This window comes from Yersinia entomophaga, assembly GCF_001656035.1.
GTDB lineage: Bacteria > Pseudomonadota > Gammaproteobacteria > Enterobacterales > Enterobacteriaceae > Yersinia > Yersinia entomophaga.
Map to the genome: position 1 here is coordinate 3,156,658 of NZ_CP010029.1, position 23,794 is coordinate 3,180,451.

A 23,794-nucleotide genomic window follows, 5' to 3' on the forward strand; every position below is an offset into this window, starting at 1 on the left:
AGTTGGCCACTAGTGACTAAACCGTTAATAACGGTATACGAGCAGCAAGCTCAATACCGCCAGGCGATAGTTGAAAACCGTAACAGATAACTTCCACCCCAGACGCTTGAGCCTGCGCCAGCAAATCGGCATAACGCGGGTCAATATGTCGGGACGCTGCAACCTGGGTAATACCCGAATGCAATACGGCAAAGAACAATACTGCCCGGTGCCCATCGGCAACCTCGTTTTTTAGCTCCCGCAGATGCTTCTGACCCCGTAGCGTCACCGCGTCGGGGAAATATCCGCACTGTTGTTGCAATAAGGTTACAGACTTCACTTCAATATAGCAGTTGGATCTATTTTCTGCCTGTAATAACAAGTCGATACGGCTATTTTCCGCGCCGTACTTTACCTCAGGGTAGACAGCACTGTAACCGGATAATTCTGGTATTGCATCCAGTGTTATTGCTTCGTAGACTAACTCATTGGCACGCATAGTATTAACGCAGATCCAATCCCCGGTTTGGGTATGGGTGAGCTCCCAGGTATGGGGATATTTACGCTTAAGATTGTCCGAAGTGGAATACCAAACTGTGTCACCCGGTGTTGCACATCCGGTCATGGCTCCGGTATTGGCGCAGTGAATAGTGAGGGTTTCACCTTCGGGCGTCATCACATCCGCTAGAAAACGCTTATAACGCTGAATCAGAGTGGCGTGTTGCAGCGGGGTCTTAAATCGCATCTTGTTTCCTTTTTTTCTCACCCAATGGCCAGCTTTGTATCACTTTATAGCGAGTACGCCCACGGCTATAGACGGATTCATAAAGCGAGAACTGGCTCGGCGTAAATTGGCCGGCGTCTACTTTGGGCGGCAGGTTGACCGGGCGTGTGGCATGGCGAAACAGCGTGACATGGGGGTGAAACGGCATCGGGTTTTGGTAGCAACCGCTGCGTGCCGCCTGAGATCGCAGCAATTCTGCTAGCTGTAGCAATCCTCTGGGGGCTTGTTTACAGCCGAGCCATACCACGCCGGAACCGGGCCAGTGGCCGAGATCGTCCAGAGTCACGGTAAAGGCCGGCTGCTCGATACGGCCAGCCAGTTGCCGAAGCGCCTGCGATTTCTGCTCGCTCACTTCTCCCAGAAAGGCCAGCGTCAAATGCAGATTGGCGGCGGCGATCGGGCGGCCGGTTTCTTCGGGGAAATGATCGGCTCGCCACTGAATAATGTGCTGTTGGCGCGATCGCGGCAGTGCCAAAGCGAAAAACAGGCGGCGGCTCGGATTATTTGCTAAATCTGTCATTAATAAGGTTTCGCATCGTTAAAGCCTGGCTAAATACGGCGTAAGGGCTAGATGCTACAATGCCTGACTGTGAAAGTTAACCTTCGTGGAGTGTGCTGTGTCTTCTTTGCCCGTCAGTGCTGTTGTTGACGATCTATTATCTGCGTTGCAATCTTCGCCGCAAGTCTTGCTTCATGCCCCAACTGGCGCAGGGAAGTCCACTTGGCTGCCGCTGCAAATTCTGCAACGGGGCGGGTTGGCAGGACGCATTATCATGCTGGAACCTCGTCGGCTGGCGGCAAAAAACGTAGCTTATCGTTTGGCGCAGCAACTGGGGGAGGAACCGGGGCAAACCGTGGGTTATCGCATGCGTGCCGAAAGTAAAACCGGCCCGAATACCCGGCTGGAAGTGGTTACCGAAGGTATTTTGACCCGGATGTTACAACAGGACGCTGAGTTGCAAGGCGTGTCGCTGGTGATTCTGGATGAATTCCATGAGCGTAGCCTACAGGCGGATCTGGCACTGGCGCTGCTGTTGGACGTACAGCAAGCACTGCGGGAAGATTTGAAGCTGTTAATTATGTCAGCAACGCTGGATAACCAACGGCTTTCTGCGTTATTGCCTGATGCTCCAGCGATCGTTTCTGCCGGGCGCAGTTTCCTGGTAGAACGCAGCTATCAGCCACTATCCAGCCATGAGCGATTAGAGGATGGCGTTGCCAACCGGGTGAAACGCTTACTGAACCAAGAATCTGGTTCTCTGCTGCTGTTTTTACCCGGAGTGACGGAAATTCATCGGGTTATGGAACGTTTGAGCGGTGAAGTGGCCGCAGATACCGATCTTTGTCCGTTGTACGGCGCACTGCCGCTGGGCGAGCAGCAAAAGGCCATTCAGCCAGCGGCTACGGGTCGCCGCAAAGTGGTGTTAGCCACCAATATTGCTGAGACCAGTTTAACCATCGAAGGCATTCGGCTGGTGGTGGATAGCGGGTTGGAGCGGGTTGCGCGTTTTGATCCTAAAAATGGTCTAACGAGATTATTAACTCATCGTATTAGTCAGGCGTCAATGATTCAGCGGGCTGGGCGAGCCGGTCGATTAGAATCCGGGATTTGCTGGCATCTGTTTGCCAAAGAGCAGGCGGAGCGAGCGCCGGAATACGCCGAGCCGGAAGTGCTCAGCAGCGACTTATGCAGTTTCTGGCTGGAACTGCTGCATTGGGGGTGTCAGGACGTTTCCCAGCTAAACTGGCTGGATTGTCCGCCCGCGTCTGCTTTATCGGCGGCACAGGATCTACTGCGGCGTTTGGGAGCCATTGATGACAACGGCCAGTTGACGATGATGGGGCGATCTATGGCGGCGTTGGGCTGTGAGCCGCGTTTAGCGGCGATGCTGTGTGCGGCGGCGAAGCATGGCGAGGACGCACTGGCGACAGCCGCGCTGCTGGCAGCAATTATTGAAGAACCCCCACGCGGCGGCCAGATCGATTTACATGATTGGCTCAGTCGCCCTCAGGCTCATTGGCAGCGACGCGCCAGACAATTACAGCAACGTTTGCCGCAGCGGGCAGGCAGCGTCAATAGCGATTTGGCCGGTTGGCTATTGGCACTGGCCTATCCGGACCGTATTGCGCAGCAGCGTGGCCAGGATGGGCGTTATCTGCTGGCTAACGGTATGGGCGCGGCAATGGCGCAGGATGAAGCTTTGTCGCGTGCTCCGTGGCTGGTGGCGATGAGTTTGTTACAAAATGCCAGCGGGCCGGACGCACGCATCTTGCTGGCGCTGCCGGTTGATATCGATCAATTGGTTAAACAGTCTCCCCACTGCGTGACGGAACAAACGGCGGTGGAATGGGATGAAGAAAAAGGGACTTTGCGCGCCTGGCGCCGCTGGCAGATTGGCCGCTTAACTCTAAAAGCCCAGCCGTTGAGCAAACCCAGCGATGAGGCGCTACAGCAGGCATTGCTGAACTGGGTGCGTGAGCAAGGGCTAAATGTATTGAATTGGGATGAGAATGCCCGCCAGCTTCGCACTCGCCTACATTGTGCCGCGCGCTGGCTGCCGGAGGCCGAATGGCCTGCGGTGGACGATCAGAGTTTGCTGGACAATCTGGCGCTGTGGCTACAACCCTCTCTACAGGGTGTTCGCGATTTGCGCGGTCTGCGGCAGGTTAATATTGCTGAAGCTTTAACCCGTTTATTAAGCTGGCAACAACGTCAGCGGCTGGATAGTGCGCTGCCAAGTCATTACACTGTGCCCACGGGTAGCCGCCTATCTATTCGTTATTATGATGATAAACCGCCGATATTAGCGGTGCGGCTACAGGAAGTTTTTGGTGAACAAAGCAGCCCGCGCCTTGCAGAAGGGCGGGTTGCCGTGGTGCTGGAGCTGTTATCTCCCGCTCACCGCCCTTTACAGATTACCGGTGATTTGGCCGCGTTCTGGCAGGGAGCCTATCGGGAAGTACAAAAAGAGATGAAAGGGCGTTATCCCAAGCATGTCTGGCCGGACGATCCGGCGAATACCTTACCGACCCGGCGCACCAAGAAGTATCAGCGCTGATTATTTCAGATGTTTCCTCTTCCCCCGCTCTGAGGTGGAGGGGACATTAAGCGGCTATGCCGGCCAATACGCGTGGAAGTAGTGGAGAAAATGCATGTCAGATGACCGCGAGCCTACGGGGCGCAAAGGTAAAAAACCTGCGGCCAAATCCGCGTTGAAACGGCCCTTGGGTCGCCGACGTAATGAAGATGATTATGAAGAAGACTATCTGGATGATGATGATCGCGACGATGATGACTATGACGACGAGGATAAACCCGTGCCAAGAAAGGTAAAATCCCGTCCTGCGCGCAAAAAGCGCCGTTGGCTCGGCCTATTGATCAAACTGTTTATCGTGGCGGTGGTATTGCTGGCGGTTTACGGCGTATATCTTAACTCGCAAATCCGCAGCCGTATTGATGGCAAAGTTTGGCAACTGCCAGCAGCGGTTTATGGCCGCATGGTTAACCTTGAGCCGGGCATGGCTTACAGCAAAAAAGAAATGGTTAATTTGCTGGAAGGAATGCAATACCGTCAGGTGAGCCGCATGACCCGACCGGGCGAGTTTACGGTGCAAAACGACAGTATTGAAATGCTGCGTCGACCGTTTGATTTCCCGGATGGTAAAGAAGGGCAGATCCGCGCTCGTCTAGTATTCAAAAACGATCGTCTGGCGCAGATTGTCAATCTGGATAATCAGCGAGATTTCGGTTTCTTCCGTCTCGATCCTAAATTGATCACTATGCTGCAATCGCCAAACGGCGAGCAGCGCCTGTTTGTACCACGCGCTGGTTTCCCGGATCTGCTGGTAGATACCTTGCTGGCAACGGAAGATCGTCATTTCTACGAGCACGACGGTATCAGCCCTTATTCCATCGGGCGTGCGGTAGTGGCTAACCTGACCGCGGGGAAAGCGGTACAGGGCGGTAGTACCTTGACTCAGCAGTTGGTAAAAAACCTGTTCCTGACCAACGAGCGATCTTTGCTGCGTAAAGCCAACGAAGCCTACATGGCGCTGTTGGTGGACTATCGCTATAGCAAAGATCGTATTCTGGAGCTGTATCTGAACGAAGTGTATCTCGGTCAGAGCGGCAGCGATCAGATTCGCGGTTTCCCGCTGGCTAGCCTGTATTACTTTGGTCGTCCGGTGGACGAACTGAGTCTGGATCAACAGGCCATGCTGGTAGGGATGGTGAAAGGGGCGTCGCTGTACAACCCGTGGCGTAACCCGAAACTGGCGCTGGAACGACGCAATCTGGTGCTGAAACTGCTGCAAAATCAGGGGATCATCGATGTTGAGCTGTATAACATGCTCAGCGCCCGTCCTCTGGGCGTACAGCCGAAAGGCGGCGTCATTACGCCACAGCCTGCCTTTATGCAGATGGTTCGTCAGGAGCTACAGGAAAAACTCGGCGACAAGGTAAACGATCTGTCCGGCGTGAAGATCTTTACTACTCTCGATCCGGTATCACAGGACGCCGCTGAGAAATCCGTGGAAGACGGCGTTCCGGCGCTGAAAGCGGCACGCAATATCAAAGATCTGGAAGCGGCGGTAGTGGTGGTCGATCGCTTTACCGGCGAAATCCGGGCAATGGTCGGCGGCGCGCAGCCACAGTTTGCCGGTTTCAACCGGGCTATGCAGGCGCGGCGTTTGATTGGTTCTCTGGCGAAACCGGCGACTTACCTCACCGCCCTGAGTCAGCCGGACAAATATCGCTTGAATACTTGGCTGGCGGATCAACCGGTGTCTATCAAATTGCCGAACGGCACCAGCTGGCAGCCGAAGAACTATGATCGCCAGTTCCGTGGGCAAGTGATGCTAATGGATGCTTTGGTAAACTCGCTGAACGTACCGACGGTGAATCTGGGGATGGCGGTTGGTTTGGATCAAATCAGCGCCACGCTACAACGCTTGGGCATTCCTAAATCGGTCATTAACCCAGTTCCGGCTATGCTGCTCGGGGCTATCGATCTGACGCCAATAGAAGTGGCGCAGGAGTATCAGACTATTGCCAGCGGCGGTAACCGAGCCATGTTGTCGGCGGTGCGCTCGGTGATTGCGGAAGACGGTACCGTGCTGTATCAGAGCTTCCCGCAGGCGGAGCGTATGGTTCCGGCACAGGCGGCTTACCTGACGTTGTACACCATGCAGCAAGGGGTACAGCGCGGGACTTCTCGATCTCTGTCAGCCAAGTTTGGGAAATACAATCTGGCGGCGAAAACCGGTACTACCAACGATTTGCGCGATAGCTGGTTTGCCGGTATCGATGGCAAAGAGGTAGCCATTGTTTGGGTTGGGCGCGATAACAATGGTCCCGCCAAGCTGACCGGGGCGAACGGGGCGTTAACGCTGTATCGTCGCTATCTGGAAAACCAAACTCCGCTGCCGTTGATGCTACAACCGCCGGAAGGGATTAGTCAGATGAGTATTGATTCTGCCGGCAACTTTATTTGTGACGGTGGCAGCTGGCGCACCATACCAGTGTGGACCGAAAACCCGCAGGGCTTGTGTCAGGCAGCGGCTGAACCGCAGCCACAGACCGAAGGTGACGGCGTAGCCGGTTGGATCAAAGATATGTTCGGGCAGTAACTTCCCGCTAAACTGGCGCGGCTTCGGTCGCGCCAATCCTTTCCTGATTTTCCCTCGTATTATCCCTGACGTCCGCTCTTTTGATCTGGCTCAGAGTTATCCCGCCGCTATCCGTGGATGATGCTGGCCCCTCTGAGAGTGCTCAGCGGTGGCAGGCAATGCTGTTTTTCCGTTAATATCATCGCTGATTATCGTCCGCCCGCAGATCTTGCAGTGGGTTGGTTATTACGCATAAACTGATTGCTTTGATAATTATTATCGTTTTTATTCATTTTCTCATCGTGCCGTTATAACAGGGCGCTATGCTAGGTAATATGCAGGATAGACAGGCTAGGCAATCCAGTAACTTCACTCTTCGGGAACTGAGTTTTTCCGTTCCCGGCCGAACGCTATTACAGCCGTTGTCGCTGAGTTTTCCGCAGGGAAAAGTATGCGGATTGATTGGCCATAACGGTTCGGGCAAATCCACCTTGCTAAAAATGCTGGGTCGCCACCAGTTGCCATCCGCCGGTGAAGTGCTGCTAAACGATATTCCGTTGAGTCAGTGGGATAACAAAGATTTCGCTCGCGAAGTGGCCTATCTGCCGCAGCAATTGCCCGCTGCAGAAGGGATGACGGTGCGTGAGCTGGTCGCTATTGGCCGCTATCCGTGGCATGGAGCATTGGGGCGTTTTCGGCCAGAAGATCGCCAACAGGTGGAGGACGCTATCGCGCTGGTGGATCTCAAGCCTTTGGCTAATCGATTGGTGGACAGCTTATCCGGCGGCGAACGTCAGCGCGCCTGGTTGGCGATGATGGTCGCGCAAAACAGTCGCTGTCTTTTGCTGGATGAACCCACTTCCGCGCTGGATATTGCTCATCAGGTTGAAGTACTGAGTTTGATCCAAGGTTTGAGCCACGAGCGCGGTCTGACGGTGATTGCAGTACTGCATGATATTAATATGGCCGCTCGTTACTGTGATTATCTGGTGGCGCTACGCGGCGGTGAAATGATCGCGCAAGGAGAATCTGAATCCCTGATGCAGGGCTCAGTCTTGGAGCAAATTTACGGCATCCCGATGGGAATTCTGCCACATCCAGCCGGCGGTGCGCCGGTAAGTTTTGTCTATTAATGAATCGATTTTCCTCTGCTGTACCCGATAGAGAACGTCGCCGTTTGCTGATAGCCCTGGCGGTTTCGCCATTGCTTTTTGCCCTGCCGGGCCGAGCTGCATCTTATCCTGATAGCGACAAGATCGTAGCGTTGGAGTGGCTGCCCACCGAGCTGCTAATGGCTCTTGGCGCTACGCCGCTGGGCGTGGCTGATATTCATAATTATCGCCAATGGGTGGAAGAACCTAAGCTACCCGCCAGCGTGATTGACGTGGGTCAGCGTACCGAACCGAATCTGGAGTTGTTGCAGCAACTGGCTCCCTCACTGATTTTACTCTCTGAAGGCTATGGCCCTACGCCGCAGAAACTGGCACCTATCGCACCGAGTATGAGTTTTGCTTTTAACACGCCGGGTGGCTCGCCGTTTGCATCGGGCAGAAAATCCGTGCGTGCCTTGGGGCAACGTTTAGGAATGGAGAAAGCGGCAGAGCGTCATCTGGCCGAACTTGACGCTTTTATCCTCGCCGCCCGTGGGCGATTGCAGGGCTATAACTCAGGTTCGTTACTGATGTTTTCTTTGCTGGATAGCCGCCATGCGCTGGTGATAGGGCAAAATAGCCTGTTTCAAGGGGTTCTTGACGAGCTCAACATCAAAAATGCCTGGCAGGGGGAAACCAATCTGTGGGGCAGCACCATCGTTGGTATCGAGCGTTTGGCACAGATTAATCCGGGGAAAGCTATCTGTTTTAACCACAGTAACGACCAGTTGCTAAAACAGGTTTCCAGTACGCCGCTATGGCAATCAATGTCCTTTGTGCGCCAGCAACGGTTGCGGGTACTGCCGCCGGTATGGTTCTACGGCGCAACCTTATCGGCGATGCGTTTTGTTCGTTTACTGGAACAAGCGTTGGAGCAACCTTCATGAGTGCCGCTTTCCTGCGTTCTCAACGGTTAATACCTATAGGGCTGATTTCTCTGCTGTTGGCTTTCGGTGCGGCGTTAACGTTGTATAACCTCAATCAATTGCTCCCGTTTACCGACTGGTCTCAGGCGCTATGGTCGCCCAATATCGACGATGTGCGACAAATGCTGTTTTATTACAGCCAGTTGCCTCGGGTGGCTGTAGCGTTACTGGCCGGTGCCGGTTTAGGTCTGGTGGGGGTATTGTTCCAACAAGTATTACGCAACCCGTTAGCTGAACCTGCCACTTTGGGGGTGTCTGCCGGTGCTCAGTTAGGGTTGACGGTGGCAACGCTATGGATGCTGCCCGGCGGTGATTTCACGCGTCAACTGGCGGCGATGGCCGGTGGTGTGATCGTCGGCTTACTGGTATTTGGCGTGGCTTGGGGCAAACGAATGTCCCCGATAACGCTGATTCTAGCCGGTTTGGTTCTGGGGCTGTATTGCAGCGCGTTGAGTAACTTACTGGCGTTGTTTAATTACGATCAACTACAGGGACTTTTCCTGTGGAGCAGTGGGACGCTGAATCAGCAGGATTGGAGCGCGGTGCAGTTTATTCTGCCTCGCCTGTTACTTGCCGGGCTGTTGGCGGCTCTGCTGATACGTCCGCTGACTTTACTGGGGCTGGATGATGGCGTGGCTCGTAATCTGGGGCTAGGCCTGTCGCTGGCTCGCCTTGGTGCGTTGGGGCTGGCGATCATTTTCAGCGCGATGCTGGTCAATGCCGTGGGGGTTATCGGTTTTATTGGCCTGTTTGCTCCGTTGCTGGCGAAAATGCTCGGCGCGCGGCGCTTGTCGCAGCGGCTGCTGTTGGCTCCTTTCATCGGTGCGTTATTACTGTGGGTGACCGACCAGATTATGGTTTGGCTCACACCGGTGTGGCGTGAAATTCCCACCGGTGCCGCGACGGCGTTAATCGGCGCGCCGCTGTTGCTATGGCTGTTGCCACGTTTACACAGTGTCACGCCGCCGGCGATGAATATTGGCGATAAAGTGCCGGAAGAGCGCCAAGGTTTACTGAGATGGGCTAGCGCCGGCTTATTACTGTTACTGGCGGGATTGGCGGTGGCTCTGCTGTTTGGCCGCGACGGTCATGGTTGGCAGTGGATTGGCGGCGATCATCTTTCGGCGCTGTTGCAATGGCGCTGGCCGCGGGTTCTGGCTGCTCTGGCTGCCGGAATGATGCTGGCGGTAGCCGGTGCGTTGATACAAAAACTGACCGGCAACCCAATGGCTAGCCCGGAAGTGTTAGGTATTAGCTCTGGCGCGGCTTTTGGCGTGGTAATTATGCTCTTTATTGTGCCGGGCAATGCCTTGGTATGGTTGTTACCCGCAGGTAGTTTGGGTGCGGCGGTGACCTTATTCCTGATTTCGTTTGTCGCCGGGCGCGGCGGTTTTTCTCCCGGCAGAATGCTGCTGGCGGGGATCGCGGTCAGTACTGCGTTTACCACGGTAATCACCATGCTGCTGGCCAGTGGCGATCCGCGAATGCGTGGTGTGCTGGCGTGGATTTCCGGCTCTACTTATAACGTCACCGGTTCACAGGCATTATCTACCGCCATTATCGCGCTGGTGCTGATGGCTTTGGCTCCGCTATGCCGTCGCTGGCTGATGATTTTGCCACTGGGCGGTGTAACGGCGCGAGCGGTAGGAATGGCACTGGCTCCTAGCCGCCTGGCGATATTGCTGCTGGCCGCCAGCCTGACCGCCGCCGCCACCTTAACCGTGGGTCCGTTGAGCTTCGTCGGCCTGATGGCGCCGCATATGGCGCGGATGCTGGGCTTCCGTCGTGCTATTCCACAGTTAATCATTGCGGCCATCATCGGCGGCCTGCTGATGGTGTTTGCCGATTGGTTCGGGCGTATGCTGCTGTTTCCTTACCAGATTCCGGCGGGTCTGCTGGCAACCTTTATTGGCGCGCCTTACTTCGTCTATTTGTTACGTAAACAGAGCAATTAAGCCTTTTATCAGGCGCAGAGAAGACTCGTGCTCTGCGCCAAGTCCTGCCATTTTATAGGGGTATTATACCCTCAGGAAATTATTCTAACCTGACGTAAATTCACCGTTGAAAACTCGGCTAACTCACCGTATTTATTCGTGATTTTCTGTCGCGATCGCATTTTGAAAAGCCTGTTAATAATTTATTTGTGAATGGAAATTATTTGTATTAGTGTTTACGCGTTTTTACACTCCGTCATAACTTCCTTCGCGGTACGCTAATGAAAAATAATCGTCAGAAGTTGTTCACAGAAACTGTTGTTATCGCCACGGCACTGCTGAGTGGCAGTGCTTATGCCGCCGCTGAGACTAACGCCGATACTATGGTGATCTCCGCCAGTCGCACTAATAAAACCGTGGCGAATATTGCCCAGACCACCTGGATTATCGATAACCAGCAGATCTCCGAGCAGGCCGGCGGCGGAAAAGATATCAAAGAAATTCTGGCGCAATTGGTACCGGGTATGGACGTCAGCAGTCAAGGGCGTACTAACTTCGGCATGAATATGCGTGGCCGCGAAATGATGGTGCTCATCGACGGAGTGAGGATGAATACCTCCCGTGCCGGTAGTCGTCAGTTGGATTCTATCGATCCCTTCAATATAGAACGCGTAGAAGTGCTTTCCGGCGCCAGCGCGCTGTACGGCGGCGGCAGTATTGGCGGTTTGGTCAATATCATTACCAAAAAAGGTAAGCCGGGTTCCGAGTTTGAATTCGCAACCGGCGCTAAAAGCGGTTTCAATAATAGCGATGATATGGATAACAACTTTGGCGCGGCGTGGAGCGGCGGCAATGAACATATTGACGGACGCCTTTCTGCTTCTTATCGTCGGTTTGGCGGCGGGTACGATGGCAAAGGCGATCCTATCACCATGGACATCACCCAGACCGGTTTACAGTATTCCGACCGTCTGGATCTGATGGCCAATGGCGGTATTAATCTGGATACTAATCGCCGTATCGAAGTGCTGGCGCAGTATTACAAAAGCGCCGGTGATGGCGATCACGCGCTGTATTTAGGGAAGGATTTCTCCGTTGTGACCGGCAAAGGCGGAAACGCAGAAAACCGCAGCGGTATGTATTCGGACCGCATTCCCGGCACGCAGCGTAACTTGCTGAATTTCACTTATACCGATAAAGATTTCTTCGGTCAGGAATTGTTGGCTCAAACTTATTATCGTAACGAAAAGCTGGATTTCCATCCCTTCCCGCGGCTGAGCGCCAATAAAACCCAAGTCGATAGTTATTCCACTTCGCAGCAAAATACCCGTCAATACGGTGCAACGGTAGCCATGACCAGTCAATTGACCGACAGGTGGAATCTGACTTACGGCGCGGATATTGATCGGGAGGAGTTTGATGCTAATCAGATGAGCTTCGATATGGCGAAAGCCAATGCCAGTGGCGGCATGAATATGAGCAGCATTTATCAGATTGGCCGCTATCCGGGCTACAGCGTGACTAATAGCGCACTGTTTATGCAAACGGACTATGCGTTAACGGAAATGTTCACGCTGAACGGCGGTGTGCGCTATCAATATGCGAAAAACACCATCAACGACTTTGTGGGAACCACTCAGCAGGAAGCCGTTGCCTCTGGTCAGGCTAAAAGCGCCGATGCTATTCCCGGCGGCACAACCAGCTACGATAATCTGTTATTCAACGCTGGCGTATTGGCACATTTGACTGAAAATCAGCAAATGTGGCTGAACTTCTCTCAGGCGTTCCAATTGCCAGACATCGGTAAATATTACGGTCAGGGCAACTACGTCAAAGTGGGCGACCACTATCAGCTAAAAGACAGCATTAACGTAGCGGATTCTCGCCTGCAAGGGATTAAAACCAACTCCTATGAGTTAGGCTGGCGCTACCTGGGCGATAACGTCACGACCCAATTGGCGGCCTATTACACGCAGTCGGATAAATCGATTAACTACAATAAATCCACGTTAAATATTGATGTGGTGGATAGCAAACGTCGTATTTACGGGATTGAAGGGCAAGTTGATTACAGTCTGCCAATGCCAGAATGGACTACCGGTGCCTCTTTCAACCTGATTCGCTCTGAAAACCAGACAAAAACGGGCTGGAGCAAAGTGACTATCACTGAAGCCAGCCCGTCAAAACTGACCGCTTATGTAGGCTGGACGCCGGGAGACTGGAATTTGCGAGTACAAACTCAGCAGGCGTTCGACGTGACCGACGGCGCGGGAATGAAACTGGATGGCTACAATACTGTGGATATGTTGGGTTCTTACAGTCTGCCGGTGGGCAAGGTTTCTTTCTCTATCGAAAATCTGCTGGATACGGAATACACCACGATTTGGGGCCAACGGGCGCAGGTCTTCTACAGCCCGCTTTATGGGCCGGCCTCGCTGTATGATTTCAAAGGGCGCGGACGAACCTTTAATCTCGGTTATTCTGTGACTTTCTGATAGCCCGCAGGGAATAAAAAAACCCGCTTAAAAGGCGGGTTTTTTTACGTTTAACGTCAGGTGAACATTACAGCTTGGCGAAACAGCGGCGAGCGGCATCCACGGTTTTCTGAATGTCTTCTGCGCTGTGCGCTACGGACATAAAGCCAGCCTCAAAGGCGGACGGCGCCAGATAAACCCCTTCTTCCAGCATCAGATGGAAGAAGCGTTTGAAACGTTCCACGTCGCAAGCCATGACGTCCTGATAGCAAGTCACTGATTTAGCGTCGGTAAAGAAAAAGCCGAACATGCCGCCAACGTGGTTAACCACCAGCGGGATATTCTCCTCTTTTGCCGCATGCAGCAGGCCCGCGGCCAGAGTGTCGGTCAGCTCGGTCAGAGTTTCATGTACGCCAACCTGCGATACTTCCGTCAGACAGGCATAACCGGCGGCCATGGCAATCGGGTTACCGGACAAAGTCCCCGCCTGATAAACCGGGCCGGTCGGCGCCAGCGCTTCCATGATTTCCTGACGGCCACCAAAGGCACCCACCGGCATACCGCCACCAATGATTTTACCCAGACAGGTCAGATCCGGCTCTACATTGTAATAGCTTTGCGCACCTGCCAATGCCACGCGGAAACCGGTCATGACTTCATCGATAATCAGCAGTGCGCCGAACTCGTCACACAGCGCGCGCAGGCCTGGCATGAATTCTGGCAGCGGCGGTACGCAGTTCATATTGCCGGCAACCGGCTCGACGATGATGCAGGCAATGTCCTGCGGATATTGTTCGAAAGCGGCGCGAACGGAGGCCAAATCGTTGTAAGTACAGGTCAGGGTGTGCTTGGCGAAATCAGCCGGAACGCCCGGAGAGTTAGGCTGCCCAAGGGTCAGAGCGCCGGAACCGGCTTTAACCAGAAGGCAATCGGCGTGACCGTGATAACACCCTTCAAACTTGATGATTTTGTCGCGATGAGTATAGCCGCGCGCCAGACGGATGGCACTCATGGTAGCCTCAGTACCGGAGTTAACCATCCGCACCATATCCATGGTTGGCACCAGATTGGTGACCAACTCAGCCATTTTCACTTCCATCTCTGTTGGAGCGCCGAAGCTCAGGCCGCGCTCAACTGCTTCAATCACCGCATTGCGCACCGCCGGATGATTATGGCCGAGCACCATTGGCCCCCAAGAACCAACATAATCGATATAGGCTTTGCCATCGACGTCGAAAAGGTAAGCGCCATCAGCCCGATGGATAAAGAGTGGTACGCCACCGACACCGGTAAATGCACGCACCGGAGAGTTAACCCCACCGGGGATCAACTGTTGCGCTTGGGCATACAAACTTTCGGACTTATTCATTAACTGGCTCCTGAATTGGGCTTGGCAAGGAATTAATCCGTTCATTCTAAAGTACTGACGGCGGTTATCAAATAATTGGGCATCTTTCGTGTAGGAATGCGGGCTATAAACTGCTTTCTCATTAAGGAAGAGAGATCGCCAATTAGCGGCATCCTGCGCCAGATCATGCGTCTTCGGATTTTATGCAGGCGAATAGATCGGTTGTGCGCTAAAATCTGCACACCGTCTATTTGTATTACTTATTGGTTCAACTGATAAATAACTTCACTATGACTGATTCAATGCAACAAACACCTAACGTTGGCGCCTTACGGATTAGACGTGGCCATTTCATTCGAACCCTGATTAATCGCGATAAAACGCCGATTGTTATTTTGGTCATGGCGGGCGTGGTTGGTGTCATTACCGGTTTGCTCGGCGTCGCTTTCGATCGTGGCGTCGATTGGGTCCAACAGCAACGCTTTGCGGCGATAGGGCAGGTTGCAGATTACGCCATTTTGGTGTGGCCGCTGGCTTTCATCCTATCTGCAGTGTTGGCAATGGTCGGTTACTTTTTGGTTCGCCGCTTTGCCCCAGAAGCCGGTGGCTCTGGCATTCCTGAAATCGAAGGCGCGCTGGAGGAAATGCGCCCGGTTCGCTGGTGGCGGGTGATTCCGGTAAAATTTATCGGTGGTCTGGGTACTTTGGGCGCTGGCATGGTGCTGGGGCGTGAAGGGCCAATGGTGCAGATGGGGGGCAACACCGGGCGAATGGTGGTGGATATTTTCCGACTCCGTAGCCCGGAAGCGAGACATTCTTTATTGGCAACCGGCGCCGCAGCCGGGTTATCCGCCGCGTTTAATGCACCGCTGGCGGGGATTCTGTTTGTTATCGAAGAGATGCGCTCTCAGTTCCGCTACAGCCTGGTTTCGATTAAGGCGGTATTTGTCGGCGTGATTATGTCGACCATTGTTTACCGCTATTTTAACGGTGAAAAGGCGCTGATAGACGTTGGCCGTCTCGGCGATGCGCCGTTGAATACCCTTTGGCTGTATCTGACACTGGGGGTTTTGTTTGGTGCGGTGGGTGTAGCGTTCAATGCTTTGGTATTCCGTACTCAGGATATGTTTATGCGTTTCCACGGCGGAGACTGGCGTAAACTGCTGATGATTGGCGGGCTACTGGGCGGTATGTGCGGGCTGCTGGGGGTCATTCAAGCTGAAACCGTCGGCGGCGGCTTCTCGCTAATTCCTATCGCGGCAGCGGGAAATTACACCATCGGTATGCTGCTGTTTATCTTTATCGCTCGAACGATCACCACTTTGTTGTGTTTCGGCTCTGGTGCGCCGGGCGGCATTTTCGCACCGATGCTAGCATTGGGCACCATGTTAGGTACCGCCTTTGGTCTATCTTGCGGCCACTTTTTCCCAGAATATAATATTGAAGCAGGGACTTTTGCTATCGCTGGAATGGGGGCATTATTTGCCGCATCCGTCCGTGCGCCCCTGACCGGCATCGTTTTGGTGTTGGAAATGACCGATAACTACCAACTTATTTTACCGATGATAGTGACCTGTCTGGGGGCGACGCTAATTGCCCAATTTATGGGCGGTAAGCCATTGTATTCTGCCATTTTAGCCCGTACCTTACAGCGTCAGGAACAGGCGGCAGAAGCGGCAAAAGCCAGTGAAACGGCGGTTGAAACAGGTAAATAAAATATATCATTTACCGTGAATACTTGAACCCATTACTCAGGTATTAGATAATTGCCACATAGATCAGGCTGCCATTGTAGTGACCTGCAACTCGAACACCGGTTGGGAGTACAGAGTATGAGCGACGAAACAGTATTGCCCCTGCAGTTTACCGAGGCAGCGGCAAAAAAAGTAAAACTGCTGATTTCAGATGAAGAAAATCCGAATATGAAACTGCGGGTCTACATTACCGGCGGTGGTTGTAGCGGATTCCAGTACGGTTTTACGTTCGACGACCAGATCAATGACGGCGATATGACCATTGAAAAAGAAGGGGTTGAGCTGGTGGTTGACCCAATGAGCCTGCAATATCTGGTGGGGGGCGCGGTGGATTACACCGAAGGTCTGGAAGGCTCACGTTTTATCGTGACTAACCCGAATGCCAAATCAACCTGCGGCTGCGGTTCTTCCTTTAGTATCTGATAGTTATCGCATCGATTTATTAATAGCGAAAAAAACCGCCTGCCTTTCGGTAAGCGGTTTTTTTATGTCCGACGTTCATCACTTTCGATTAGCGCTCTCTCGATCACCACTCTAACGTAATCAATTGAACAGGAATCTGCACATCGTTTGTGACCTCAGCATTCCGCAGTGTTACAGCGTCAGAACGCGTAATTTTGGGGGCATAACTGGCGTCTTTTGGGCAATTGACCTGCGGGTTTGGCCCGTCAGGGGTATGATTGGTCTCTGGTGAAATCTGGCATGCTGCGTACAGCTTCAGGCTGACAAAGATACTGCCATTCTGACTTTTTGCCAGTCCGGGCATAGCGAATAGCGCTAGCCAGGAAGTAAAAAAAAGTCGTTTCATAAAAAATTTATAGTTCGTTGGCCATCTTTTCGTTCAGACGGAAAGCACATTGAGTATCAGGTATCGGTCTGCTGCGAAGAAACTTGGTGGCTGAAATCTGAATATAACTTAATCAGTGCTATGGGTCGTGATAATAAAAGCAGGTTAGGCAAAATCGTCGTAATGAAAAAGTAATATGTCATCACAGTATATGTTTAATTATCATGGTGTAAAAACCTGAAAAAACAAAGTGATAAATTAACCTAAAACGCTACGCGGAATACTATTTTTTATGACATGCCTGCATTTATCAGCCAAAGATTATAGCGCAATCGTAATATTAAAGCCCTATATAAATAAGCGTTGTAATGTAACTTTATCTCAAGTGATAGGAGGATATTATGAACATAGCTTTAACTATTGGTACACGTTCGGTTTTAGTTAGTGAAAGTCGCCTTGAACGAATGATTTCACAAGATAAAGACCATGCAACGCAGCTGGGATTATGGGATAAAATCATGGATTATTTCCGCCCAGAAAAAAAACAGGATGCAATGAATGAACTTTACAGGTTAACCCATGCTCATGGCACATCTGCCAGCATAACTCTACGAGATAGGGTAGAGATTTTTAATAAAATAAAATTGATGTCTGAGCCAGTATATAGAGATTTATTTAGAGTAGAGGACCACCCGAATAAAGATAATATTACTTTTTTTATTGGCGAGCAGGATATATATAGTCAAGACCGTCACTCTCTACTACTAGAAGAGCAACAGTTTCTTTCATATTTTAATATGAATAAAATCAATACCGACCAGGATTTGAAAATAGATTTCATTGCAGCAATAAAAAGATATATTTCTGGTGATTTAAGAGTGCAGTGGAATAATGGTGGAGCTAAACAGATTTTTAAAGATATATGCAGAGGAACATATAATGTAGACGGGTTTAGAATGTCCGTTACTGATACCATTAGCTCAGAAGTAAAAGAAGCTCATCTGAAAAAATTTATTAATAAATTAACGGAAAAACAGGAAGAGGTTTTCAATATCGTGGGATCGCAAATTGGGCAAATTGCGCTGATTGATACCTTATTATCCTCTAAAAAACAGTTTTTTTTTCTTGGGAATCCGGACAAGCAAGCTGAGTTTCGCTTTGATGCAGAGAGTGGTGAGATTGAAGTCAGCCATCTTATTCAGCAGAATGTAAGTCATGAACATTTTATGGTGTTACGTGAACATTACTTTCAAGAAAACGCGCATTGGTATGATGGACTTAGTCTTAAAGCCACTTTTACTATTGCGGGGGATGGATCTGTCGATTGCACTAACTTCCATTTTTACAGTAAAGAATATGATGGAAACACTGATAGTCATCGTTCTGAGTAATCGGTCGAATATGCGTTTAAAAGCCACTGTATTTATGTGAGTTGATATGGTCAAAGTGGGAAGAGTATTTTCTGCCCTTTATGAGCCGGGGCAGGGGTAGATATTCGGAACTTTAAGACCGTTACTGCAAATGGAAGTCGTCCAGCATCAACGGGAGTTTTCGCGTGTTCTCGTTAATGCTGGGCTGAATGGATATTAATCTATTCAATCTCAAAGGTGGGCAACTTCAAGCGCCAGCGAATGGCAGCCAGCCGGATAGCCAGCGTGATCGCCATACCCAGCATCATAGCCTGTTGCAGCGGCATACCAAAAGTATGGTAGGCCGTGGCATGCGCAATGCCGCCAATAATACAGGCGGTGGCGTAGATTTCGGTGCGTAGAATCATCGGTATTTCCCGCGCCAATACATCGCGAATGATTCCTCCGCCCACGCCGGTAATCACGCCCATACAAATCGCCACCAGCGGACTGGCTCCGGCGGCAAAGGCTTTATTCACGCCGATGCCCACAAACACCGCCAATCCAATGGCATCCAGCACTGGTAGAATCCACTTTGGCGTCCGGCGCGGTTGGCGAACCAGCAAAATAGTCGCCAGACAGGTGATCATCGCTACCACCAGGTCGGTGGGATCTTTTACCCAAAAAACCGGGCCATTAGCCAGCGCCATATCGCGAATGGTTCCGCCTCCGACAGCGGTCACCACGCCCAAGACCAATACGCCAAAAGGGTCCATCCGTAGCTTGCCCGCCAAGAGTACGCCGGATATGGCAAATACCGCCGTACCTAAAATATCCAGCCAGTAGACCAGCATTTGAGATTACTCCGCGACAGGGGATGAAATGCTGGCCAGTTGCTGGCACAGCTGTTGAGCGGCGAGCAGGATACGCGGGCTGGCGCGATTAAACCAGTCTTCATTGACGGCAATAACCGGGATATCGAGCTGCGGCTGCCAGAAGGCGCGAACCGACTTGATTTGCTCATCGCCACCGGCGATAACGATAGCCTTTGGCTGGCGGTTAAGTACCTGTTCACGGCTGATTTGCGGCCAGGGTACGCGGCTATCGGCAAAAATATTTTCGCCGCCGCACAACGCGACGACTTCACTTTGTAAGGTATGGCCGGACGTGGTGAACAGCGGCTGGGTGCCAAATTGCAGCAATACCTTCAGAGGCTGATTTTTTCCATAATGTTTTGCCAGCTCTGCTCTGCGTAGCCGAATTTGCTGCGCTGCCTGATGGGCTTTTTGCGGTTCAGGGCTGTATCCCGCCAGTTTATCCAGATCGTCGGCGATCTGCTCAATAGTGGTGGGATCGGAATAAAAAATGGGAATCCCGAATGATGCCAACTGGTCGAGCGGACGTTGGGCATTACCGCCGCGCCAGGCCAGAATCAGATCTGGCTTAAGCGCCAGTATTTTTTCAACATTAATCCCTTGCCAGGAAGCCACGTGCTCCAACTTTTTGGCCGCTTCAGGATAGTCGGAGTAATCGCTGACGGCGACCAGCTTATCTCCCAAACCGGCGGCGTAGGCCAGTTCGGTTGTGCTAGGAGCCAGACTGATGATCCGTTCGGCTCCCAAGGCGGGTATCGTCATTCCCAGGATCAAAAAGCCGCAGAATATGGCTCTGCGGCAGAATGTCGGTATTGAGCCTGATTTCATACTTACGCGCGCTGGGACAGCATTTTGAGCATAGCTTCAATCATCAGCGTCGATTGCTGAGCGGCTACCACCAAGAACTCATCGAAGCTCAGATGAGATTCTTTATCGGCAACGTCAGAAATCGCGCGCACCACTACAAATGGGATATTGAAGGCGTGACAAACGTGGCCGATAGCGGCGGCTTCCATTTCTACGGCAGCTACGCTCGGGAAGGTTTTACGGATACGAGCCAAAGGCTCTGCGCCATTGATAAAGGCATCGCCGCTGCAAATCAGACCGCGTACAGCATTAAGATTCAATTGCCTGATGCAGGTTTCAGCCAGTTCGATTAGGGCGTTATCTGCGGTAAAGGCCGCGGGGCAACCGGCCATTTGGCCAGCTTCATAGCCAAAGGCGGTGACGTCCGCGTCGTGGTAACGCACTTCTTCGGAAACCACAATGTCACCCACGTTCAGCGAGGCCGCCAGACCGCCAGCAGAGCCGGTATTAATGATGACGTCAGGCTGGCAATGTTCCAGCAATAATGTGGTGCCCATTGCCGCAGAGACTTTACCGATGCCGGATTTCAGCAGGGCAACCTCTACTCCATACAACTGGCCGGTGTAGATCTCACAGCCTGCGCGTGACAATGTCTGGCGGTTTTCGATCTTGTCGCGTAGCAGAGTAACCTCTTGTTCCATCGCGCCAATAATTCCTACTTTCATTTTGAATACTCGCTAATTTTTAAAAGGGGATAACCATGTTTTTCTCTGTCAGTAGGTTATCATTGTAGTGAGCTACAGGTAATGTGCAATGGCGTTGCGTCGCAGGTGAATGAAGGGTGCTACCGAAGGTGCAACCGTCAGGGGGAATGATGTCCGGGATCGACTTTAAGCAGAAAATCAGTTTTCAGCGTCCGTTTAGTCAAACGATTACCGCTGAAGATGAATATGACATTGTGCGCCAGTTTGAGAGCGATCGCGGGCGCATCGTCAATTCGGCAGCTATTCGGCGTTTACAGCAAAAGACCCAGGTTTTTCCGTTAGAACGTAATGCGGCGGTTCGCAGTCGCTTAACCCACTCGCTAGAGGTTCAGCAGGTTGGGCGGCACATTGCTAAAGAAATACTGAATCGCTTTAAACAAGATAAACGGATCGACGAATTAGGTCTGGATAAGCTACTCGATCCTTTTGAAAGTATTGTAGAAATGGCCTGCCTGATGCATGACATCGGCAACCCACCCTTTGGACATTTTGGCGAATCTGCAATCAATAATTGGTTTTCCCGCCGTATGGATCCCGCTAGCTGCGGATCAGAGCCGCAAACGCAGGATCGCTGCGAGGTTAGTTTTCTGCGATTGTCAGAAGGACAGCAGGAATTGAACCGGCTGCGCAGCCGTATTCGACAGGATCTCAGCCATTTTGAAGGTAATGCCCAAGCTATACGTTTGGTTTATACCTTGCTGAAGCTCAATCTGACTTACGCGCAGGTTGGCTGTATTTTGAAATATACCCGCCCGGCCTATTGGTCTGCGCCCTTGCCTCCCAGCCACAGCTATTTGATGAAAAAGCCCGGTTTCTATCTGGCGGAAGAAGACTATGTTGAGCGGCTGAGGCGAGAATTGAATATGGGAGAATTCGATCGCTTCCCGCTGACTTATATTATGGAAGCTGCCGATGATATTTCTTACTGTATTGCCGATCTGGAAGATGCGGTAGAAAAGAGCATCTTTACCGTGGAGCAGCTATTTGAACATTTGAAGAACGAATGGGGTGAGGTCGTACCCGGTGATTTGTTTGATAAAATAATTGGGAATGCGGCTCGTAAGATTGAACGAGTTCAAGGGCGAAGAAGTTCAGAAGATCAATTCTTTATGTATTTACGGGTATATACCGTCGGTAAATTGGTTCCTCACGCCGCTCAACGATTTATTGATAACTTATCTAGCGTATTTAATGGAACCTTTAATCAGGCGTTATTAGAGGATTCAAGTCCAGCCTGCAAATTATTACAGATTTTCAAATCTGTAGCGGCAAAACATGTATTTAATCATCCGGAAGTTGAGCAACTGGAGCTACAAGGCTACCGGGTTATCAGTGGTTTACTGGATATCTACAGCCCGTTACTCTCTATGCCGCAGGCGGCTTTCGCGCAGTTGGTCGCGGAGGACAGTCATCGCGACTATCCAATTGAAACCCGCCTGTACCATAAACTTTCGATCAAGCACCGTTTAGCCTATGTTGAGGCGATAGAAGGTGTGAGTCATTTATCCGCCGAGCTGCGAGAGATTAGGGAATATTATTATCGGGCTAGATTGCTTCAGGATTACATCAGCGGTATGACCGATCTTTATGCCTATGATGAATATCGTCGTTTGATGGCGGCAGAATAAGTTTCTGCTGCCGTTCTATTATTTAATCTTTATTAGGTCGAGTTTTGTAAAGACGGTAAACAATTTTTACTATTACAGATTCAGTATTAATGAACTTAGGCTCTGACGACTACTCTTACTTTGCATGACTCGATTAGTTAGTCAAAACTATTAATTAACTTGTTATTTGTATATAGAGAGAAAGAGAACCGACCCATGAAAAAAACTACGTTAGTGTTAAGCGCATTGGCATTAAGCATTGGTTTCGCCATGGGGCCGGTCTCTGCCATTGCTGCAGAAACCGCCTCATCCAGCACCCAGCAGCTCCCTAGTCTGGCACCGATGCTAGAAAAGGTCATGCCATCGGTGGTCAGCATCAACGTGGAAGGCAGTGCTACGGTAAAAAGTGCCGGGATGCCAGACCAGTTCCAACAGTTCTTCGGCGGAAACTCGCCGTTATGTCAGGATGGTTCGCCTTTCCAGGGTTCACCGCTGTGTCAGGGCGGGCTGGGCGGTGGCGATGGTCAGCCAACTCAGAAAGAATTCCGAGGATTAGGCGCTGGCGTAGTGATTGATGCTGCGAAAGGCTATGTGGTGACCAATAACCACGTAGTAGAAAACGCGAATAAAATTCAGGTGCAGTTGAGCGATGGGCGTAAATTCGACGCCAAAGTGATCGGTAAAGATCCACGCACCGATATTGCCTTGATCCAGTTGAAAGACTTTAAAAATCTAACGGCGATCAAAATGGCCGATTCCGATCAACTGCGGGTGGGCGACTATACCGTGGCGATCGGTAACCCTTATGGATTAGGGGAAACGGCGACGTCCGGTATCGTTTCGGCGTTAGGGCGCAGTGGCCTGAACGTTGAAAACTACGAAAACTTTATCCAGACCGATGCTGCAATTAATCGTGGTAACTCCGGCGGCGCTCTGGTGAACCTGAATGGTGAACTGATCGGGATTAACACTGCTATTCTGGCTCCGGACGGTGGCAATATCGGTATTGGTTTTGCTATCCCAAGTAATATGGTGAAAAACCTGACGTCGCAAATGGTGGAGTTTGGCCAGGTGAAACGCGGCGAACTGGGGATTATGGGAACCGAACTGAACTCCGAATTGGCTAAAGCCATGAACGTGGACGCGCAGAAAGGTGCCTTTATCAGTCAGGTATTGCCGAAGTCTTCAGCGGCAAAAGCCGGTATTAAAGCCGGTGATGTGATTGTGACCATGAACGGAAAAGCCATCTCCAGCTTCGCCGCCTTCCGCGCTGAGATTGGCACACTGCCGGTGGGGAGCAAAATAGTGCTGGGCCTGCTGCGGGAAGGTAAACCGATTACTGTCGATGTCACGTTGGAGCAGGGTTCTCAGGCGCAGATCGCGTCTGGCAACATTTACACAGGGATTGAAGGCGCTGAACTGAGCAACTTTGATGCCGCAGGTAAGAAAGGCGTGAAGGTAGATAGCGTGAAAGAAGGTTCTGCCGCCGCGCGTATCGGCCTGAAAAAAGGCGATATTATTACCGGTGTAAACCAGAAACCGACGCTAAATCTCGGTGAGTTACGTAAAATTCTCGAGGCTAAGCCTTCAGTGCTGGCTTTGAGTATTCATCGTGGTGATACCGATATTTATCTGTTAGCACAGTAAT

18 protein-coding genes are annotated in these 23,794 nt (G+C 51.5%); 11 read left to right on the forward strand and 7 right to left on the reverse strand.

What is annotated here, in order from left to right; all coding sequences use genetic code 11:
* Window positions 1–16: 16 nt before the first annotated feature.
* Entirely contained in the window at window positions 17–724 is a 708-nt protein-coding gene (sfsA, locus tag PL78_RS14265; protein WP_064516485.1) for a DNA/RNA nuclease SfsA, read from the reverse strand.
* Window positions 714–1,283: an RNA 2',3'-cyclic phosphodiesterase gene (gene thpR / locus PL78_RS14270; RefSeq protein ID WP_064516487.1), complete on the reverse strand. Its 570-nt coding sequence runs from the start codon at window positions 1,281–1,283 to the stop codon at window positions 714–716. The genes sfsA and thpR overlap by 11 nt, the downstream gene beginning before the upstream one ends.
* Window positions 1,284–1,380: 97 nt before the next feature.
* Here thpR and hrpB point away from each other — a divergent pair, with 97 nt between their 5' ends.
* From hrpB to PL78_RS14300, 6 genes are all read left to right on the forward strand, one after another.
* Entirely contained in the window at window positions 1,381–3,822 is a 2,442-nt protein-coding gene (gene hrpB / locus PL78_RS14275; RefSeq protein WP_064516489.1) for an ATP-dependent helicase HrpB, read from the forward strand.
* 94 nt (window positions 3,823–3,916) lie between these two features.
* Window positions 3,917–6,391 carry a bifunctional glycosyl transferase/transpeptidase gene (gene mrcB / locus PL78_RS14280; protein ID WP_064516491.1) on the forward strand — a complete coding sequence of 825 codons (2,475 nt, stop codon included), beginning with the start codon at window positions 3,917–3,919 and terminating at the stop codon, window positions 6,389–6,391.
* A gap of 314 nt (window positions 6,392–6,705) precedes the next feature.
* On the forward strand, window positions 6,706–7,503 hold the full coding sequence (gene fhuC / locus PL78_RS14285) for a Fe3+-hydroxamate ABC transporter ATP-binding protein FhuC (RefSeq protein WP_064518455.1): 798 nt from the start codon (window positions 6,706–6,708) through the stop codon (window positions 7,501–7,503).
* Window positions 7,503–8,408, forward strand: a complete 906-nt coding sequence (gene fhuD, locus PL78_RS14290) for a Fe(3+)-hydroxamate ABC transporter substrate-binding protein FhuD (protein ID WP_064516493.1) — start codon at window positions 7,503–7,505, stop codon at window positions 8,406–8,408. Before fhuC ends, fhuD begins: the two co-directional genes overlap by 1 nt.
* Window positions 8,405–10,402 (forward strand): Fe(3+)-hydroxamate ABC transporter permease FhuB, encoded by a 1,998-nt coding sequence (gene fhuB, locus PL78_RS14295; protein ID WP_064516495.1) that lies wholly within the window; start codon window positions 8,405–8,407, stop codon window positions 10,400–10,402. The genes fhuD and fhuB overlap by 4 nt, the downstream gene beginning before the upstream one ends.
* A gap of 260 nt (window positions 10,403–10,662) precedes the next feature.
* On the forward strand, window positions 10,663–12,876 hold the full coding sequence (locus PL78_RS14300; protein ID WP_064516496.1) for a TonB-dependent siderophore receptor: 2,214 nt from the start codon (window positions 10,663–10,665) through the stop codon (window positions 12,874–12,876).
* A 67-nt stretch (window positions 12,877–12,943) separates the two neighbouring features.
* Here the strand turns inward: PL78_RS14300 and hemL are convergent, their stop codons facing one another.
* Window positions 12,944–14,224, reverse strand: a complete 1,281-nt coding sequence (hemL, locus tag PL78_RS14305; RefSeq protein WP_064516498.1) for a glutamate-1-semialdehyde 2,1-aminomutase — start codon at window positions 14,222–14,224, stop codon at window positions 12,944–12,946.
* 269 nt (window positions 14,225–14,493) lie between these two features.
* Here hemL and clcA point away from each other — a divergent pair, with 269 nt between their 5' ends.
* Both clcA and erpA read left to right on the forward strand, forming a co-directional pair.
* Entirely contained in the window at window positions 14,494–15,918 is a 1,425-nt protein-coding gene (gene clcA, locus PL78_RS14310) for a H(+)/Cl(-) exchange transporter ClcA (protein ID WP_064516500.1), read from the forward strand.
* A gap of 117 nt (window positions 15,919–16,035) precedes the next feature.
* The gene (gene erpA, locus PL78_RS14315) at window positions 16,036–16,380 is read left to right on the forward strand and encodes an iron-sulfur cluster insertion protein ErpA (protein ID WP_049601291.1); all 345 of its coding nucleotides are present in this window, start codon (window positions 16,036–16,038) and stop codon (window positions 16,378–16,380) included.
* 103 nt (window positions 16,381–16,483) lie between these two features.
* Here the strand turns inward: erpA and PL78_RS14320 are convergent, their stop codons facing one another.
* Complete coding sequence (locus PL78_RS14320) at window positions 16,484–16,765, reverse strand: hypothetical protein (RefSeq protein ID WP_064516502.1); 282 nt, start codon at window positions 16,763–16,765, stop codon at window positions 16,484–16,486.
* Between the two features lie 380 nt (window positions 16,766–17,145).
* Here PL78_RS14320 and PL78_RS14325 point away from each other — a divergent pair, with 380 nt between their 5' ends.
* The gene (locus PL78_RS14325) at window positions 17,146–18,135 is read left to right on the forward strand and encodes a hypothetical protein (protein WP_064516504.1); all 990 of its coding nucleotides are present in this window, start codon (window positions 17,146–17,148) and stop codon (window positions 18,133–18,135) included.
* A gap of 200 nt (window positions 18,136–18,335) precedes the next feature.
* On the opposite strand, the gene PL78_RS14330 is transcribed toward PL78_RS14325, so the two are convergent.
* Genes PL78_RS14330 through mtnN form a run of 3 tightly spaced genes read right to left on the reverse strand, consistent with a single transcriptional unit; the run spans window position 18,336 to window position 20,500 of the window.
* Entirely contained in the window at window positions 18,336–18,947 is a 612-nt protein-coding gene (locus PL78_RS14330; protein ID WP_064516506.1) for a TRIC cation channel family protein, read from the reverse strand.
* A gap of 6 nt (window positions 18,948–18,953) precedes the next feature.
* Complete coding sequence (btuF, locus tag PL78_RS14335; protein ID WP_064516508.1) at window positions 18,954–19,796, reverse strand: vitamin B12 ABC transporter substrate-binding protein BtuF; 843 nt, start codon at window positions 19,794–19,796, stop codon at window positions 18,954–18,956.
* Window positions 19,797–19,798: 2 nt separating this feature from the next.
* The gene (gene mtnN, locus PL78_RS14340) at window positions 19,799–20,500 is read right to left on the reverse strand and encodes a 5'-methylthioadenosine/S-adenosylhomocysteine nucleosidase (RefSeq protein WP_064516510.1); all 702 of its coding nucleotides are present in this window, start codon (window positions 20,498–20,500) and stop codon (window positions 19,799–19,801) included.
* Window positions 20,501–20,649: 149 nt separating this feature from the next.
* On the opposite strand from mtnN, the gene dgt reads away from it, so the two are divergent.
* Entirely contained in the window at window positions 20,650–22,167 is a 1,518-nt protein-coding gene (dgt, locus tag PL78_RS14345; RefSeq protein WP_064516512.1) for a dGTPase, read from the forward strand.
* 195 nt (window positions 22,168–22,362) lie between these two features.
* Window positions 22,363–23,793: a serine endoprotease DegP gene (degP, locus tag PL78_RS14350; RefSeq protein WP_064516514.1), complete on the forward strand. Its 1,431-nt coding sequence runs from the start codon at window positions 22,363–22,365 to the stop codon at window positions 23,791–23,793.
* Window position 23,794: the final 1 nt, after the last annotated feature.